Here is a 17,404-nt window from a genome sequence, read left to right on the forward strand (position 1 = left end):
GATCAGCGTCTTTCCTTGAGTGCGGCTTCGTAAGCTGCACGGGCATTTTTGACTTCGGTTCGCGTCGAAACTTCCGGCACGGCAACATCCCACCAGTATCCCCCGGCATCCGGCGTAGGGTAGGGGTCCGTATCGATGACGATGACGGTTACGACCTCTGCGCTGCGTGCCGCATCGAGCGCCGTTTCCAGCTCTGCAATCGTGGAAACCTTGTGCGCATCCGCCCCCATGCTTGCGGCATGCGCGGCAAAATCGATGGCAATCGGGTTCTTCTGGTTGGTGTGGGCGTAGAGATTGTTGAACTCCGCACCGCCAGTGCCCATTTGCAGCCGGTTGATGCAGCCGTAACCGCGATTATCGGTAATGACGACGGTGATTTTCACGCCCATGGCAACGGCAGTTGCAAGCTCGGAATTCATCATCATGTAAGAGCCGTCGCCCACCATCACGATCACATCGCGCTCGGGCTCCGCCATCTTGATGCCAAGACCCCCGGCAATCTCGTAGCCCATGCAGGAAAAGCCGTATTCCATATGGTAGGAAAGCGGCAGCTTTGCCTTCCACAGCTGGTGCAGCTCGCCCGGCATGGTGCCTGCGGCGCACATCACCACCGTATTGTCGCGGGAAGCGCGCTGCACCGCGCCAATCACCTGCATATCCGTCGGCAGGCTGTTGGCCTCTTTGGGTGCAGCCGTCACCGCATCGGCCTTGGTAAACCAGTCCTGTTTCAGGCTGGCATCGGGTGCGGTGAAGCGGTGGCTGCCGAGGGCCTCTGAAAGTTTCTCAAGCCCGATCTTCGCATCCGCCGTCAAGCTGATCGCGTCATGCTTGGCGCTGTCATAGGGCTGCACATTGAGCGCCAGCAGCTTGCGCTCAGGGTTCTTGAACAGAGCCCAGGAGCCGGTGGTGAAATCCTGAAAGCGGGTGCCGATGCCAAAGACGAGATCGGCCTTCTCCGCAATCGCATTGGCGCTCGAAGCGCCTGTCACGCCTGCGGGTCCGAAATTCAGATCGTGATCCCAGGCCAGAGCCGATTTGCCCGCCTGCGTTTCGATAACAGGAATTGAGTGGCGCTCGGCAAAGGCCTTCAGCGTTTCGGTGGCACCAGAAAAATGCACGCCGCCGCCCGCGACGATGATCGGGTTTTTCGCAGCCTTTAGCGCGGCAACCGCTTCTTCGAACTCGGCTTGATCAGGCTCCGGCCTGCGCTGCCGCCAGACTTTTTTCTCGAAAAAACTCGTCGGATAATCGAAAGCTTCCGCCTGCACATCCTGACAGAAAGCCAGCGTCACAGGGCCGCAATCGGCAGGGTCGGTCATGGTGCGGAAAGCGCGGGGCAGGGCGGTCAGAAGCTGCTCGGGCCGTGTAATCCGGTCGAAATAGCGGCTGACGGGCTTGAAGCAGTCATTGGCCGAGATGGTACCATCGTTGAAATCCTCGATCTGCTGCAGCACCGGGTCAGGCCCGCGATTGGCGAAAACATCACCGGGGATCAGCAGCACGGGCAGGCGGTTGACGTGTGCGAGTGCCGCCGCCGTCACCATATTGGTAGCGCCGGGGCCGATGGAAGACGTGACCGCCATGGCACGGCGACGGCCAAGCTGCTTGGAATAAGCTATTGCCGCATGCGCCATGGATTGCTCGTTCTGGCCGCGATAGGTCGGCAGTTCTTCCCGTATGCCATAGAGCGCTTCGCCCAGACCGGCCACATTGCCATGGCCGAAAATTGCCCAGACGCCGGCAATATAGGTCTCGCCATCTTCGTTCAGCTGGGCGGCCAGATAGCGCACCAGCGCCTGTGCCGCCGTCAAACGTATCGTATTCACGCTGCCTCTCCCTTTTTGCTTTCGGCGCGCGCCTTGTCCCACACGCGACAAAGAGCATCGTAGCGTTCCGCCATATCCGCAACCGCCGCCTCATCGCTGATTTTGCCGGAAAGCCAGCCGCGTGCGGCATCGGCGAAAATCGTGCGGCCCACGGCAAATCCTTTGACGAGATCGAAGCCCGCCGCCAGCTTGAAACTTTCCTCCAGTTCGGCATGCGGCGCTTCAAGGCCCAGAACGACGATGCCGCGCACATAAGGATCGTTGCGCTTCACCGCATCGGTCGCCTGCCGCCATGCAGCTTCGCTTTTCATCGGCTCCAGCTTCCACCAGTCGGGATAGACGCCGATTTCGTAGAAACGGTCTATAATGCGCGCGGTCGTTTCGTCGTCCGTCGCGGCCACCTTGGAAGGAATGACTTCCAGTAGAAATTCCAGCCCGTTGCGCCGCGCAGCCGTGAACAGACGCGATACCGTCTCCTCTTGGCTCCGCCGCATCGCCGCATCATCATCCGGGTGATAGAAGCACAGCACCTTCACCACATGCTCGGTCGGCCATTCGCTCAAGGCACCGCAATCCGGTCCCAGCTCCGGCTCCAGCGTTAGCGGGCGCGAGCCCGGCCATTCCGCCGGACGCCCGATCCACAGGCCAGAACCCGCCGCCTGATAGAGCGCATCGCGGCCAAGCCGCCCGTCACAGAGAATACCGTATCCGGCATTGCCCTCCGCCACCTGATGCGCGGCCTTCAGGCAAAGCTCCTTGAACGCACCGATCTTTTTCTCATCCACGCCCATTTCGCTGGCAATGGCTTCCAGCTGCATGCGGTGGTCGAAGGCAAAGACCCGCATCGTGTTCCAATCGCCCTTGCGGTTGGTCGCCCAATGCACCTGTTCCAGCGCTTCATCCTTGCGCAGCGCTTTGTTGCGAATGCCGGTGCGGAAGAAATATTGCAACTCTTCCCAGCTTGGGTAAGCGGGCGTGCAGCCATGGCGTGACACGGCAAAGGCGCCGCAGGCATTGGCGTATTTCAGTGTCGTCGGCCAGTCCTCACCGCGCAGCCAGCCACGGAACAAACCGGCCATAAAGCCGTCTCCCGCGCCCAGCACGTTGAACACCTCGATTGGAAAGCCTTCACCGCTTTCCCCGTCATCCAGACTTTGCGGAATGTCGGCGGGAAAAACGACCGCACCCATAGGGCCGCGTTTGCACACAAGCGTTGCCTTGGAAACCCTGCGCACGGCGCTGAGCGCCGCCAGCGTATCGGTCGAGCCACCAGCAATGTGAAACTCCTCTTCCGTGCCGACGATCAGATCAAAGAGGTTGAGGGTTGATTGCAGTTTTTCCGTAACCTTGGCGGATTCCACGAAGCGGCTTTCGCCATCGCCGTGACCGGCAACGCCCCAAAGGTTCGGGCGGTAGTCGATATCGAGCGCCGTCTTTGCGCCGTTCTCTCGGGCAAGGCGCAGTGCTTTCAGCACCGCAGCTTCGGTGCGCGGGTGGGAAAGATGCGTTCCGGTGGCGCACACGCAGGCCGCTTCGGCAATGAAGGCAGGGTCGATGTCATCTTCACACAGCGCCATGTCGGCACAGTTTTCACGGTAGAAGATCAGGGGAAACTGGTGCTGGTCGCGAATGCCCAGAATGACGAGCGCCGTCAGGCGTTCGGCGTCGGTGCGCACGCCACGCACATCAACGCCCTCACGCACCAGCTGCTCGCGGATGAAGCGGCCCATATGCTCATCGCCCACGCGGGTAATGACGGCGCTTTTCAATCCCAGCCGCGCAGCACCTGCCGCAATGTTGGTGGGAGAGCCGCCGATATATTTGTTGAAGGAGGACATATCCTCCAGCCGTCCGCCAATCTGCGCGCCGTAAAGATCGACCGACGAACGGCCGATCGTGATGAGATCGAGTGTTTTCACGATCTTCCTCCTCCGCGCTTTCACGCAACTCCCGCTTTGGAACGACACTCCACCATCGTTCCCCCTGCGCTAGATTTGGACTATAAATTCCATTATTTCCATTTTCAACACAAATATTCAAATTTGCCGATGTGTACCAATCCCGACAGCCAGCGCAATCGCCATGCACAGCGTGGCCGAGAGAGAGCGGAACGCGCCGAAATCCACTTCGGACACCGCAAGTATGGTCGCATCATATTGCCGCAGTGGGTTGACCGCCGCATCGGTGATGGCCACCACCGGAATGTTGCGAGCGCAGCTGGAAGATACGAGGTCCATTGTTTCTGCGGAATAGGGCGCAAAGGTGATGGCCAGAACCACATCGTTCGGTCTCACCGCGCTGGCGCTCTGCAATTGTCCCACAGAGGCGTGCAGCATCGCAGGCACCTGCATTTTCTCGAAAGCATAGGCCAGATAGCTCGCCACCGGAAAGGAACGGCGCAGGCCGATAATATGGATCATCTCCGCCTTGGAAAGCACCTGTATGGCCGTCTCGAAGGCCGATGGATCAACGGTTTTCAGCAGGTTTTCCAAAGAGGCGCGGCCCGCCTCCACGAATTCCGCCAGCAGTCTGGCACCACTGTCCTCACCCTTGTCGCGCAGGTTGGTCAGGCGCGTATCGTAATCCGGCCAGCGGCCCGAATAGCTTTCCTTGAAAAGCCGCTGCATTTCCGAAAAGCCGGAAAAGCCGAGTATCTGACAGAACCGCATGAAGGCGGAAGGTTGCACGCCTGCGGCTTCCGCCATTTCGGCAACGGTAGAAACCGCAATCCGGTCGGTGTTGGCGGCAACGTAGTCGGCGCATTGCCGCAATCTCTTTGGCAGCTTGAGCGAGACTTCGACCAGCCTCTCCTCGAACTCCTTCACCGTTGCCGGTGCGGCCACGTCCTGCATGTGTTTCACTCCCCCGCGAATGAAATAGTCTTTTCTGGAATGGAATATCTATTCCAGAAAAAGGTCATGAGGGAAGCGGAATTTCTCGATCCTCCGGAGAGAGCTCATTCAAATTCGAGGATAACCTCATCCACGCCAAGGCTTTCACCCGCCTTTACAGCAACTCTGGAAACCCGCCCCTTACGCTCGGCGCGAAGAATATTTTCCATCTTCATGGCTTCCACGGTTGCCAGCGCCTGCCCGGCTTCCACCTCATCGCCCTCGTCCACGGAAATGGTGGTCACGACGCCCGGCATGGGGCAAAGCAGCATCTTCGATGTATCCGGCGGCAGCTTTTCCGGCATCAGGCGGGCAAGCTCGGCCACGCGCGGCGTGCGCACGCGCGCCACCATGTCCATGCCGCGCCAGCGCAGCCGGATGGCAGATGGAGAGAGATCGACCTTGACCGCCAGAACCTCTTCGCCCAGCCGGAAATGGCCAAGCGTGCGGCCCGGCAGCCAGTCCGTTTCGACGACAAACTTTTCGCCGCCTTCGATCTGAACCGAAGTGCCATTCTCGGCACGCTCGAGCACAAGCCTGTGCTCCAGTTTGCCAAGCTGGACAACCCAGTCCTTGCCCACGATACGGCGATGGTTGCCCACCGTGCCGGATATCTGCGCGGCCCGGTTTTGTACATGGTCATGGATAAACGCAGCTATTGCCGCCAATTTGGCCGTCGAGACCGCATCCGGTTCCACGCCAGAAAAGCCGTCCGGAAACTCCTCGGCGATGAAGCCGGTGGTCAGGTTCCCGGCCCGAAAGCGGGGATGCTGCATGACGGCAGATAGAAAAGGCAGGTTGTGCCCAATGCCTTCGACCTCAAAGCGGTCGAGCGCTTCCCCCATGGCATCGATTGCTGTTTCCCGATCATTCCCCCAGCTGCACAACTTGGCAATCATCGGGTCGTAATGCATGGAGATTTCACCGCCCTCGAACACGCCGGTATCGTTGCGGATGATCGTTCCATCGTCTCGTGCACCCTCGCCCGGCGGGCGGTAACGCGTCAGCCGTCCGATGGATGGCAGGAAGTTGCGATAGGGGTCTTCAGCGTAAAGGCGGCTCTCGATGGCCCAGCCATTCAACTTCACATCCGCCTGTCCAAAGGACAGTTTCTCCCCCGCCGCAACGCGGATCATCTGTTCCACCAGATCGATGCCGGTCACCAGTTCGGTGACGGGATGCTCCACCTGAAGCCGGGTATTCATCTCGAGGAAATAGAAATTGCGCTCGCCATCCACGATGAATTCCACCGTGCCTGCGGAAAAATAACCGACGGCCTTCGAAAGCGCGACGGCCTGTTCGCCCATGGCTTTTCGTGTCGCCTCGTCCAGAAAGGGGGAGGGCGCTTCTTCGATGACCTTCTGGTTACGGCGTTGGATGGAGCATTCCCGTTCGCCGAGATAAAGCACGTTGCCATGCTGGTCGCCCAACACCTGAATTTCGATATGACGCGGCTGGTCCACGAACTTCTCGATGAAGATGCGATCATCGCCGAAGGACGCCTTGGCTTCATTGCGGGAAGACTGGAATCCTTCGCGCGCTTCCGCGTCGTTCCAGGCAATGCGCATGCCCTTGCCGCCACCGCCAGCAGAAGCCTTGATCATCACCGGGTAGCCGATGGAGGCTGCAATCCGCACCGCCTCGTCCGCCGTCTCGATCAGCCCCATATGCCCTGGCACGGTAGAAACGCCAGCCTGTGCCGCCAGCTTCTTGGAGGTGATCTTGTCCCCCATCGCCTCGATTGCCTTCACCGGCGGGCCGATGAAGGCAACGCCCTCCTTCTCCAGCGCAGCGGCAAAGGCCGGGTTCTCCGAAAGGAAGCCATAGCCCGGATGAACAGCATCTGCGCCGGTCTGGCGAATGGCATCGAGTATCTTGTCGATCACGATATAGGACTGGCTGGAAGGTGCCGGGCCGATATGCACGGCCTCGTCAGCTTCGCGAACATGCAGCGCATTGGCATCCGCATCGGAATAGACGGCAACCGTCTTTATGCCCATCTTCCTCGCCGTGCGAATGACGCGGCAGGCAATTTCACCTCGATTGGCGATGAGTATTTTCTTGAACATGTGCGTGGTCCTCAAAGCGGGATCGTATCGTGCTTCTTCCAATGCGTCGTCACCTGCTTGCCTCGCAGCGAGGCGAAGGCGCGGGCGATGCGGCGGCGCGAAGAGTGGGGCATGATGACCTCATCAATGAAGCCGCGTTCGGCGGCGACAAAGGGGTTGGCGAAGCGCTCCTCATATTCGCGCGTTCGCTCCGCAATCCTGTCCGCATCCGAAAGTTCGGAACGGTAGAGGATTTCGGTTGCGCCCTTCGCGCCCATCACGGCAATTTCGGCCGTCGGCCATGCGTAATTGATGTCTGCGCCGATGTGTTTCGAGGCCATCACGTCGTAAGCGCCGCCATAGGCCTTGCGGGTAATCAGCGTCACCATCGGCACAGTCGCCTCGGAATAGGCAAAGAGCAGCTTTGCGCCATGCTTGATCACGCCGCCATATTCCTGCGCAACGCCGGGCAGGAAGCCCGGCACATCCACCAGCGAGAGGATTGGAATATTGAAGGCATCGCAGAAGCGCACGAAGCGCGCCGCCTTGCGTGAACTGTCTATATCCAGGCAACCTGCCAGTACCATGGGCTGATTGGCCACCACGCCAATCGTTTCCCCTTCCAGCCGCAGAAATCCGGTGATGATGTTTCTGGCAAAAGCCTCCTGCAATTCGAAGAACTCGCCTTCATCCGCAATCGCGTGGATCAGCTCCTTCATGTCGTAAGGCTTGTTGGAGCTGTCCGGGATCAGCGTATCGAGCCTCTGCTCAAGGCGGGCGGGATCGTCATGGAAAGGCCGCGTCGGCGGCTTCTGGCGGTTGTTGGCGGGGAGGAAATCGAACAGAGCGCGCACCGCTTCCAGCGCTTCGATATCATTCTCATAGGCGCCATCCGCAACGGAAGATTTCTTTGTGTGGGTTGAAGCGCCACCAAGCTCTTCCGCCGTCACGATCTCGTTCGTCACGGTCTTGACGACATCCGGCCCGGTCACGAACATGTAGGATGTATCGCGCACCATGAAGATGAAGTCCGTCATGGCGGGCGAATAGACCGCGCCGCCCGCACAAGGGCCCATGATGACCGAGATTTGCGGGATGACGCCGGACACCTCGGCATTACGGCGAAACACCTCCGCATAGCCTGCCAGCGAGGCAACGCCTTCCTGGATACGCGCACCGCCGGAATCGTTCAGCCCTATCACCGGCGCGCCAACGCGCACCGCCATATCCATGATCTTGCAGATTTTCTGTGCATGCGTTTCGGAAAGCGAACCGCCGAGAACGGTAAAATCTTGCGAGAACACGTAGACCTGACGCCCGTTGATCGTGCCCCATCCGGTCACGACACCGTCTCCGGCAATCTTCTGGCCCGCCATGCCGAAATCCACCGCGCGGTGGGTCACATACATGTCGTATTCCTCGAAGGAACCTTCATCCAGAAGAACGTCTATGCGTTCTCGCGCGGTCAGCTTGCCCTTGGCGTGCTGCGCGTCGATGCGCTTCTGCCCGCCTCCAAGACGGGCTTCGCTGCGGCGGCTTTCCAGTTCTTGAAGGACTGAACGCATAAGACCTCCCTGCTCGCATTCGGGAACAAGTCTTAGCAGACAGTCTGCATTCATCAAACGGTCAATGGTCTTACGGGGCTGAAATCAATGTAGAACTTTAGGCGCCACCCAGCGGCGCTGCGTTTCCTGCTTTTTGATGGCCAGCATTGTGGATGTCTCGATCTCGGTAGGAGAGGCCGACGCGCGGATGCGGGTCAGCGTATTGCGCGCCTTTTCGGCATATTCCATGTTCTGCCTGTCGTCGGAATGGAAATTTTGAAGCTTCTCGAAAACCGCTGCCGCTTCCGTTTTTCGGTTGGCTGCAACAAGCGCAATCCCGCATTTATACAGGGCTTCGTGGTGGAATGGCGCGCGACGGGTCACATCCTCAAACGCCGCCACAGCTCCTTGGTAATCCTGTTTCGCAAGCCGGGCTTCGCCAAGCCGCAGCAGAACGGTCAGCGGATTTTGAAGTGTGCGGCTGAGCGAGGCATAGGCCTCTTCGGCTTCATTGAAGGCGCCTTTTTCGAACATGAGATTGGCCAGACCGAATATGGCCCCGCTATGTTCCGGCGCGGCATCCAGAACTTGCCGGAAGGAAATTTCCGCCTGCGCCTTCGCGCCCCGTTTGTAGAACTTCAAAGCCTCTTCATAGACGAAGCGGATGCTGAAAGGGTGAAGCTTGCCCTGCAGGTTCTCGCCATCCCGCGTGCGAAAAAGCGTGCAGCTGATTGGCCGGTCCACCGGGCCAAACATGTATTTATACGGCTCGTTTCCACGAAGAAAATCGTAATGGGTGAAGCCCATGGCAATCGCGCGACGGATGCAATAGCCATGCAGGATCAATCCGGGGGAAGGGGTCTTCCAGTTCTCGTCGCGCCCCGTAATATAGAAGAGGATTGTACTTTTCTGTCGGTCGACAATGTTGGCAAGTGCTCCCAGCGGCTGGTTGCCGTGCCACAGCACCGGAACATCCAGATTGCCATCGGCAAAACTGTCCATCAGCATTTCCCGCGTTGCGGATATCAGCTTTTCGGTGCGCTCCTTGCCCTTGAACGGGGTCCATTTGATGCGCCAAAGGTCGAACAAAATATCCATGTCACGGTCGATTGTCTCTGCCGTCGCGAAAGTGATGCGATAGCTGTCGTCACTCTCCACCTTGCGCAGGAATCGCCTCAGCTTCTGCCGGGTCTGACTGCTCATATGCGTTTCAAGGTAATCATCGAAATTCGACGGCAGTTCCACCACCGGACAGACGCAGTTATTGATGTTGTTGGGGCTCTTCGGCGTGTTGTCTCGGAACATCACGAGCGGCCCCTGAAGCGCCCGCACCATGGCGTCCCGGCGACCGGGAGGGCCGGAGAGATAATCGAGTTTCAGATGCGTCCAGCGCTGCTCTTTCAGAAAAGCGCAGAAGCCTTCCACCGCCCTGTCCTCATATTTCGGTAGTGTGATGAAACCGGTGTAATCGGCTGCGAAATTACCCGCCATGATGATTTCATCAAAAAAGCGGCCGGTTTTCCTGTCGTGTTGCGTCACGACGCGCAGCGGGAAGAACGCGACATAGGGAGAGCCTTCTGCGCGCTCACGCAAGGCCAGAATGAACCAGCGTCCGCGTCTGGAAAGATAGGCTTTCAGCCATGTCCAGGAAAGAAAGTGCTGGGCAAAGGGATCGTCCAGAAAGACCCGATCCCAGTTCGCCCTGATCGCGTCGAAGCCCGACCATGAGTCGATGACGTCTATGTGCATGTCCCCTCCCAATACGATCTTGTTTTCTTTGGGAGAGCTCATCTTAAGCAGAAACGCTGCTCTTCATATATCCCGTTGGGGTTAGAATAGCCCATCAAATGGGGTTAGCCTCGATAGGCGACGAGAACGGCTCCGCAGGCAATCAGTATCACTCCCAGCCAGTTTGGAAGCGAAAGCCTCTCTCCCAGAAACAGAACCGCAAACACTGCGACGAAGACGACGCTGAGCTTGTCTATCGGCGCAACGCGCGCAGCATCGCCGATTTTCAACGCACGAAAATAGCAAATCCAGGAAGCCCCGGTCGCAAGGCCGGATAGGATGAGAAATAGCCAGGTTCGTGGCGTGATCGTCGCGGGGCTCTGCCAGTTGCCGGTTATATAGACCATCAGTCCGGCGGCCAGAAGAATGACGATGGTGCGGATGAAGGTGGCGAAATCGGAATTGACGTTTTCAATGCCGATTTTGGCGAAGATCGCAGTCAGCGCGGCAAAGCCCGCTGAAAGCAGTGCCCATAATTGCCAGGAAAGAAGCAGGTTTTTCATGATTGGGAACCGATGCGGGTAACGGGATGGAATATCATTACCAAGCTCCGGCTGAAAAGGAAAAGGCCCGCTTCGAACAAACGAAGCGGGCCTTGCGTGGTCTTGCTTGGGAGGAAGACCTTATTCTGCGGGCTGTGCCGCCGGGGTGGAAACGATGTCGCCCTCGATTGTCTCGCCTTTCAGCACGGCTGCCAGCTGTGCCTGGTCGAGTTCGCCTTCCCAGCGGGCAACGACTATGGTTGCAACCGCATTGCCAACGAAGTTGGTCAGCGCGCGGCATTCCGACATGAAGCGGTCGATGCCGAGGATCAGCGCCATGCCGGCAACAGGCACGGAAGGCACGACGGAGAGCGTGGCCGCCAGCGTGATGAAGCCAGCGCCGGTAATGCCTGCCGCACCCTTGGAGCTCAGCATCGCCACGAGCAGCAGCAGGATCTGTTCACCGAAGGACAGGTGAATACCCGTTGCCTGTGCGATGAAGAGAGCTGCCAGCGTCATGTAGATGTTGGTGCCGTCGAGGTTGAAGGAATAGCCGGTGGGGATGACGAGACCGACGACGGAGCGCTTGCAGCCCGCCTTTTCCATCTTGCTCATCAGGCCCGGAAGTGCGGCTTCCGAAGAAGACGTACCGAGAACCAGCAGCAGTTCTTCCTTGATGTAACGGATCAGCGAAAGGATCGAGAAGCCGTTATAGCGGCAGACCGCGCCCAGAATGACGAGCACGAAGAAGATCGACGTGAAGTAGAACGTGCCGATCAGCATGGCGAGGTTGGTAACGGACGAGATGCCGTATTTGCCGATGGTGAACGCCATGGCACCGAAAGCGCCGATCGGGGCGGCCTTCATCAGGATCGCGACCAGCTTGAAGATCGGATACATCAGCGCATGCATGAAATCGACGACAGGCTTGCCACGATCTCCGACGATGCCGAGCGAAATACCGAACAGCACGGAGAAGAACAGGACCTGAAGAATATCGCCTTCCGCAAACGCACCGACGATGGTCGTCGGAATGATGTTCATCAGGAAGCCGGTGATGGACTGCTCATGCGCCTTGGCGGCATAGGTGGCCACGGCCTTGGTATCCAGCGATGCCGGGTCGATGTTCATGCCGGCGCCCGGCTGAACGACGTTGGCGACGATCATGCCGACGACGAGCGCCAGCGTGGAGAAGGTCAGGAAGTAGATCATGGCCTTGCCCGCAACGCGGCCAACCTTCTTCATGTCGTTCATACCGGCAATGCCGGTCGCGACAGTGAGGAAGATCACAGGGGCGATGATCATCTTGACGAGACGGATGAAGCCATCACCCAGCGGCTTCAGCTGTTCGCCAAGCGCCGGGTAGAAGTGGCCAAGCGCGATACCCGCGAAAATGGCAACGATGACCTGAAAATAGAGGTGCCGATAGAACGGCAGTTTCGCGTGGCTTTCCGCCACGGCTGTACTATCAATCATGTTGGTTCCTCCTCGGTCGCAACCCTGCCCTGATGGCCTCCCGGGTTCGACGTAAACACTCTGCGCGGTCAGTGACCGTTCGAGGAAGGTAATTGCAAGCAGCGTGCCAGATTGTCGCGATTGAAGCAAGGCAATGATAATATTGAAGAAATTTTTGATTGCCGTAACGGAACCTTCAATTCCGTGTGAATATCCGCTCGCCTCTACTTGTTATTTGTGTGGAATTCCGCACAATGGCTCCAGTCTTCCAGAGCGACAACCATGACCGGTTTTATCGAGAGTTCCCGTTTCCGCTGGGCGGCATTTGCCGTCATGTGGGTCATCATCGCCATCGGCGCATTCGTCGCTGCGGATAAGCTTGGGCGCGTTCAGGCGATGAAGACGCTCCTGAGCAACGCCTCCACGGATGCTGAATTGAAGTCGGCGCTACTCAACGTGGCGCTGGAGCGCCCGCGCGTCCTGCCGCTTGTCCTCTCGCGAGACCGGGACGTGACCGAAGCGCTGCAAAATGGCGGAACTTCGGTCGAAAGGCTGGATGGAAAGCTGGAAGGCCTTATCGAAGGCACGCAGGCCTCCGTCATCTATGTCACGAATGTCGATGGCGTGACGATTGCGTCGAGCAACTGGCGCACCCCGGAAAGTTTCGTCGGCTCCAATTATGCCTTTCGTGATTACTTCCGCCGGGCCATGGAAACGGGCAGGGCGGAGCATTACGCTCTGGGCAATGTCAGCCGCAGGCCCGGCCTCTACATCTCCCGCCGGGTCGATGGCGCAGATGGCAGCCCGCTCGGCGTCGTCATTGCCAAGGTGGAGTTCAACCGGCTCGAGACCGATTGGAACATCGGCGGACGCCCCGTTTATATCGTGGATGCCAACGGCGTGGTTTTGATGACCAGTATCCCGGAATGGCGGTTCAAAACGGTTGCGCCGATCAATGATGCGCGGCGAAAGACGATTTCGGAAAGCCTGCAATTCGGCGAGGAAACGCTGTCGCCCATGCCCGTCATCACGCTCTCGCGGCCCGGGCCGCAGGTGACGCTGGTGGATGTCAACGCGCCGCCAACGCTGCGTGGCGAATATCTGCGCCTTGAATTGCCGGTAGCGACGACGGAGTGGTTCCTGCATTATCTTCAGCCGATGGAGGCCACGACGAATGCAGCCGTGCGCGAAAGTCGCATCATTGCGGCGGCCAGCCTCATGCCGCTTTTTGCTCTTTCTGCAATCTGGCTGCGCCGTCGCCAGAAGGCTGAGCAGGCGCGTGCGGCATCCGAACAGGATCGTGCGGAGCTGGAGCGCCGGGTTCAGGAGCGCACGCGCGACCTGACCATGGCGCGCGACCGGCTTCAGGCAGAAATCCTGCGTCACGAACAGACGGGCAAGGAATTGCAGAGCGTGCAGCACGAACTGGTGCAGGCCAACCGTCTTTCCATTCTGGGTCAGGTTGCCGCCGGTGTTGCGCATGAGATCAACCAGCCCGTCGCCACCATCCGCGCCTTTGCTGACAATGCCCGTACCTTCCTGAAGCGAAAGCGTGTTCCCGAGGCGGATGAGAACCTCGAAAGCATCGCCGCACTGACCGAACGCATCGGCGTCATCACCAGCGATTTGAAGATACTTGCCCGCAAGGGCCGCACTGCGGCGGAGCCCGTCAGCATTCGCCTCGTCATCGAAGGCGGCGTGGTGCTACTCCGCAGCCGCTTTTCAGGCCGCATGGATATGCTGGATATCCAGCTTCCGGACGAGACTGTGAAGGTGCTGGGCAGCCGCATCCGTCTGGAACAGATCGCCATCAACCTTCTTCAAAACGCGCTGGAAGCGGTGGAAGACAGGGATGACGGGCGCGTCGAGGTTCGCACCCGCGAAGAAGGCGAAGAGGTGGTGCTGACGGTTCGCGACAACGGGCCGGGCATTGCCGGGCATATTCACGAGCAGCTTTTCTCGCCGTTCAATACGTCCAAGGAAGGCGGCCTTGGCCTCGGCCTCGTCATTTCCAGCGATATTGCTTCCGATTACGGTGGGCGCATCGAAGTGGAAACCGGCGAGAGCGGCACCTGTTTTTCCGTTTATTTGAAGCGAGCATGAGATGACGACGAGCGGAACGATCTTTCTGGTGGATGACGACTCGCAGCTGCGCAAGGCCATGCGCCAAACGCTGGAGCTGGAGGGCATGACGGTAACGGCGTTCCCGAAGGCCGAGCTTGCGTTGGAAGCGCTGGAGCAGGATTTCGACGGTGTCATCATTACCGATGTCCGTATGCCGGGCATGGACGGTCTTCAGTTTTTCGAGCGCGTGCGCAAGATCGATGCCGATCTGCCCGTCATCCTCATCACCGGGCATGGCGATGTTCCAATGGCCGTCGCGGCACTTCAGAGCGGCGCTTACGATTTCATCGCCAAGCCATTTCCCGCTGAACGCATGGTGGAAAGCGCACGCCGTGCCTTGGAAAAGCGCAAGCTTATCATGGAAAACCGTGCGCTTCGGCGTGCAGCCGAACATGCGCAGGATGATTTGCCCCTGCTTGGCCAGACGCCCGCCATGGAACGGCTGCGCAACACGCTGCGCCACATTGCCGATACGGATGTGGATGTGCTGGTGGCGGGCGAAACCGGCAGCGGCAAGGAAGTGGTGGCGACAGCGCTACACCGCTGGAGCAAGCGCCGCTCAGCGGCAAATTTCGTTGCCCTGAATTGTGGCGCGCTGCCGGAAACCGTGATCGAAAGCGAGCTTTTCGGCCACGAGGCGGGTGCCTTCACCGGCGCGCAGAAGAAGCGCATCGGGCGCATAGAACATTCCAGCGGCGGCACGTTGTTTCTCGATGAAATCGAAAGCATGCCGCCTGCCGTGCAGGTAAAAATGCTGCGCGTGCTGGAAATGCGTGAAGTCTCGCCTGTCGGCTCCAATGAGGAGCGCCCCGTCGATATTCGCGTCGTCGCTGCCGCCAAGGTCGATCTTGGAGACCCGGAGCAGCGCAAGGATTTTCGCGAAGACCTCTATTACCGCCTGAACGTGGTGACACTCTCGATTCCGCCATTGAGAGAGCGTCGGGCGGATATTCCGCTTCTGTTTTCGCACTTCGTCAACAAGGCGTCCAGCCGGTTCGGAATGCCGGTGCCGCAGATCGGCGCAAGCATTTCCCGCCATCTCAACGATCATGACTGGCCGGGCAATGTGCGCGAACTCGGGCATTTTGCCGAGCGTGTGGTGTTGGGGCTTGAGGCCGGGCCTTCCACGGCACCCGTTTCCGTCTCCGGTCCCGCTGTCGCGGGCACGCTTGCGGAACGAATGGATCGCACCGAGGCCGATATTATTCGCGAGGCATTGGAAAAGCACGAGGGCGATGTCGCCAACACCATCGCGACACTCGGCATTGCCCGCAAGACTTTTTACGACAAGCTGCAACGCCATAATATCAGCCGCTCCGACTATGTTCCCAAGGGAGCATGAGCCGAGCGGCTGTCTGTTTCATTTCGTCTATCAGCTCGATACGCAGAAATGGCTCCGGCCATCATTGCCGATAAACGTACCGCTACGGGCATTGAAGCTGCGGTAACGCTGCGAGCAGTAATCGTACCAGGCTTCAGACCATGGCTCGAGTGTGCGGTAAGCCGGGCGGGCCTGATAAACGGGTCGAGCTTCGTAAACCGGCTGCGCGCGATAGACCGGGCGCGGTGCCGGCTGGTAGGTGCGGTAATCCGGGTCGTCATAGCTGTAGGACGGCTGGTAGGTCTGATAACGGCGCACCGGCGGATCGACGTAAACCGGCTCTTCCTCGTAGCGGGGCTGGGAAAGTGCCGAGCCAACGGCAACACCCGCAGCAAGACCAAGCACGCCGCCGATCAGGGCCGCATCGCGGTTGCGGTGACGCCATTCATCGGCGGACGCCGTGTTCAAAGGGGCAAGGACGGTTGCAGAGACTGCAAGAGCCAGAAGAGATTTTGCTGCAATCGAGGCCATGTTCGTTATCCATCAAATCGGCAGTTCGCTGCCAGTTGCTATCTGATGGTTAAGAAAATATGCGGCGATGGCTGAACGGTCGCTGAATAAATTAAGGCAAAGCGAAGGCAGAAGAAACCCGCCTTTGCGTTACTTTTTTATGCTGCGTAACGGCTAATCGCCAGATCGGCAGTCTCGATCTCCGGCCTGTTGCCGGAAACGAGATCCGCCAGCACGCGGGCCGAACCGCAGGCCATGGTCCAGCCAAGCGTGCCGTGGCCGGTGTTGAGATAAAGATTGCCGTAGCGCGTTGCGCCGATGACCGGCGTACCATCCGGCGTCATCGGGCGCAGGCCGCACCAGAATTTTGCCTGCGCCTGATCTCCCGCGCCGCCGAACAGGTCTTCGACGGAATGGGTCAGCGTCGCCTGCCGCTTGGCGGGCAGGTCCTTGTTGAAGCCCGCAATCTCCGCCATGCCGCCAACGCGGATGCGGTCGCCCAGCCGGGTAATCGCAACCTTGTGTGCTTCGTCCATCACGGTCGAAACCGGCGCCTTCGCCTCGTTAACCACAGGCACGGTGATAGAATAGCCCTTCACCGGATAGACCGGCAGGTCGATGCCAAGGTGCTTGAGGAAATGCGGCGTGTAGCTACCCAGCGCACCGATGAACACATCCGCCTCGATCAGGCCCTTCGTCGTCTCGATGGCCTTGATGCGGGTTCCCTCGGTAATCGGGCGCATGATGCCGGTGTCGTAGAGGAAGGTCACGCCCGCCTGTTCGGCCAGCTTTGCAAGCTCGGAGGTAAACATGAAGCAGTCGCCCGTCTCGTCGCCCGGCAGGCGCAAACCGCCAACGATCTTGTCCCGCGCGGAGGCAAGGCCCGGTTCGGCGGCCACGCAGCCGTCCCGGTCCAGAATCTCATAACGCACGCCACCTGCTTTGAGGACTTCCACGTCCTTGCCGATGCCATCGAACTGCTTTTGCGTGCGAAACACTTCCAGCGTGCCCTGCGTGCGCTGATCGTACTGGATGCCGGTTTCGTCGCGCAGTGCCATCAGGCAGTCGCGGCTATATTCGGCCACCCGCACCATGCGGCTCTTGTTCACATTATAGCGCGCAGCCGTGCAATTGCTCAGCATCTGCGCCATCCAGCGCCACGCCGCAGGATCGGCGGTGGGGCGGATGATGAGCGGCGCATGCTGCATAAACAGCCATTTCAGCGCCTTCATCGGAATGCCCGGTGCCGCCCAGGGGGAGGAGTAACCGGGCGAAACCTCGCCCGCATTGGCAAAGCTGGTTTCCAATGCCGCAGCGGGTTGACGGTCGATAACGGTGACGCTGTGGCCAGCCTTGGCAAGATACCAGGCGGACGTCACACCCACGACACCTGCTCCGAGAATGGTGATCTTCAT

General features: G+C 59.2%; 12 protein-coding genes. 2 read left to right on the top strand and 10 right to left on the bottom strand.

Annotation, left to right across the window (positions count from 1 at the left end; genetic code table 11):
- Positions 1 to 2 precede the first annotated feature (2 nt).
- The 8 genes from iolD to CFBP5473_RS19875 all read right to left on the bottom strand — a co-directional run bounded on the left by iolD (position 3) and on the right by CFBP5473_RS19875 (position 12,055).
- Entirely contained in the window at positions 3 to 1,826 is a 1,824-nt protein-coding gene (iolD, locus tag CFBP5473_RS19840) for a 3D-(3,5/4)-trihydroxycyclohexane-1,2-dione acylhydrolase (decyclizing) (protein ID WP_027675228.1), read from the bottom strand.
- Complete coding sequence (locus tag CFBP5473_RS19845; protein ID WP_027675227.1) at positions 1,823 to 3,748, bottom strand: bifunctional 5-dehydro-2-deoxygluconokinase/5-dehydro-2-deoxyphosphogluconate aldolase; 1,926 nt, start codon at positions 3,746 to 3,748, stop codon at positions 1,823 to 1,825. Before CFBP5473_RS19845 ends, iolD begins: the two co-directional genes overlap by 4 nt.
- A 114-nt stretch (positions 3,749 to 3,862) precedes the next feature.
- Complete coding sequence (locus tag CFBP5473_RS19850) at positions 3,863 to 4,678, bottom strand: MurR/RpiR family transcriptional regulator (RefSeq protein ID WP_027675226.1); 816 nt, start codon at positions 4,676 to 4,678, stop codon at positions 3,863 to 3,865.
- A gap of 104 nt (positions 4,679 to 4,782) precedes the next feature.
- Positions 4,783 to 6,786 carry an acetyl-CoA carboxylase biotin carboxylase subunit gene (locus CFBP5473_RS19855; RefSeq protein WP_027675225.1) on the bottom strand — a complete coding sequence of 668 codons (2,004 nt, stop codon included), beginning with the start codon at positions 6,784 to 6,786 and terminating at the stop codon, positions 4,783 to 4,785.
- An 11-nt stretch (positions 6,787 to 6,797) separates the two neighbouring features.
- Entirely contained in the window at positions 6,798 to 8,330 is a 1,533-nt protein-coding gene (locus CFBP5473_RS19860) for an acyl-CoA carboxylase subunit beta (protein WP_027675224.1), read from the bottom strand.
- An 84-nt stretch (positions 8,331 to 8,414) separates the two neighbouring features.
- Positions 8,415 to 10,058 (bottom strand): GNAT family N-acetyltransferase, encoded by a 1,644-nt coding sequence (locus CFBP5473_RS19865; RefSeq protein ID WP_027675223.1) that lies wholly within the window; start codon positions 10,056 to 10,058, stop codon positions 8,415 to 8,417.
- Between the two features lie 104 nt (positions 10,059 to 10,162).
- A complete protein-coding gene (locus CFBP5473_RS19870) occupies positions 10,163 to 10,600 on the bottom strand; it encodes an EamA family transporter (protein ID WP_027675222.1) in 438 nt (145 codons plus the stop codon).
- Positions 10,601 to 10,720: 120 nt separating this feature from the next.
- Positions 10,721 to 12,055, bottom strand: a complete 1,335-nt coding sequence (locus tag CFBP5473_RS19875) for a dicarboxylate/amino acid:cation symporter (protein WP_027675221.1) — start codon at positions 12,053 to 12,055, stop codon at positions 10,721 to 10,723.
- A gap of 261 nt (positions 12,056 to 12,316) precedes the next feature.
- Here CFBP5473_RS19875 and CFBP5473_RS19880 point away from each other — a divergent pair, with 261 nt between their 5' ends.
- Both CFBP5473_RS19880 and CFBP5473_RS19885 read left to right on the top strand, forming a co-directional pair.
- Entirely contained in the window at positions 12,317 to 14,137 is a 1,821-nt protein-coding gene (locus tag CFBP5473_RS19880; protein ID WP_027675220.1) for a sensor histidine kinase, read from the top strand.
- Position 14,138: 1 nt separating this feature from the next.
- The gene (locus tag CFBP5473_RS19885; protein WP_027675219.1) at positions 14,139 to 15,500 is read left to right on the top strand and encodes a sigma-54-dependent transcriptional regulator; all 1,362 of its coding nucleotides are present in this window, start codon (positions 14,139 to 14,141) and stop codon (positions 15,498 to 15,500) included.
- 30 nt (positions 15,501 to 15,530) lie between these two features.
- Here the strand turns inward: CFBP5473_RS19885 and CFBP5473_RS19890 are convergent, their stop codons facing one another.
- Together CFBP5473_RS19890 and CFBP5473_RS19895 are read right to left on the bottom strand one after the other, a co-directional pair.
- Complete coding sequence (locus CFBP5473_RS19890; RefSeq protein ID WP_027675218.1) at positions 15,531 to 16,010, bottom strand: BA14K family protein; 480 nt, start codon at positions 16,008 to 16,010, stop codon at positions 15,531 to 15,533.
- Positions 16,011 to 16,147: 137 nt separating this feature from the next.
- The gene (locus tag CFBP5473_RS19895) at positions 16,148 to 17,404 is read right to left on the bottom strand and encodes a D-amino acid dehydrogenase (protein WP_027675217.1); all 1,257 of its coding nucleotides are present in this window, start codon (positions 17,402 to 17,404) and stop codon (positions 16,148 to 16,150) included.

It is taken from the genome of Agrobacterium larrymoorei (genome assembly GCF_005145045.1).
GTDB classification, from domain to species: domain Bacteria; phylum Pseudomonadota; class Alphaproteobacteria; order Rhizobiales; family Rhizobiaceae; genus Agrobacterium; species Agrobacterium larrymoorei.